The organism is Acidovorax sp. KPB24-07, from assembly GCF_057543315.1.
This window is the reverse complement of sequence record NZ_BAAJYS010000832.1, coordinates 1-781: the sequence shown is the minus strand read 5'-3', so window position 1 is coordinate 781 and position 781 is coordinate 1. Positions and strand designations below refer to the sequence as shown.

The 781-nt window shown below is 74.8% G+C and carries 1 protein-coding gene; it reads right to left on the bottom strand.

Annotated features, from left to right (window positions below; all coding sequences use genetic code 11):
- Window positions 1-153: 153 nt before the first annotated feature.
- Window positions 154-781 (bottom strand): RCC1 domain-containing protein (locus tag AC27IQ_RS26130; protein ID WP_487091383.1); only part of this gene is annotated, 628 nt, incomplete at its 5' end.

Genomic DNA, 781 nt, shown 5'->3' with positions numbered 1-781 from the left:
CTCGGGCAGCGTGTCCGCCGTGGCGCCGGAGGCGCTGCCGCCGCAGCCGGCCAGCGGGGCAACCACTGTGCCCAGGGAGAGCCCGAACATCCACTGCAGGCTGGCGCGGCGCGTCGGCTCCGGGGTCGAGAAAGAATCGGTCATGGCGGGCCTTCAGGCGAATGCGATGGGATGGGGTCGGACCTGCACGGCGGTGGACGGAAACGCCCCGCAGGCGGACGAGCGGTTGTCGCCCCAGGCGAGCAGCCCGGTGCCGGTGCGCGCCAGCACATGGCCCGATCCGGCCGCCAGTTGCAGCACGCCGCGCAGCGCCGGCACCCGCAGCGGCCTGGCGGAAAAGGCCATGCCGTCCCGCGCGAGCTGCCCCATGCCGTTCCAGCCCCATGCGAACACATCGCCCTGGCGAGACAGCGCCACGGTGTAGAACATGCCCGCATCCACCTGCGCCACGGCGAAGCCAGTGCGCACCCGCACGGGCCGGGCGACATAGCGCGCATCGCCGCCGCCCGCCTGCCCGTACTGGTTGGAGCCCCAGGCCCACAGCCCGCCTTGCGCGTCCACCGCGAAGCTGTGCGTGTCGCCCGCGGCCACCTGCACGATGCGCCCGGGCAGGTCCACCCGCACCGGCACGGCGGATTCCTTCAGTGCCCCGTTGCCCAGTTGGCCGGCCGCGTTGGCCCCCCAGGCCCAGACGCGGCCAGCCCGGTCCCAGCGCCAGCACGTGCGCATGGCCGGGCGCCAGGTGCGCGATGGCGCCCAGGCCTTCGATGGCCGCGGGCCG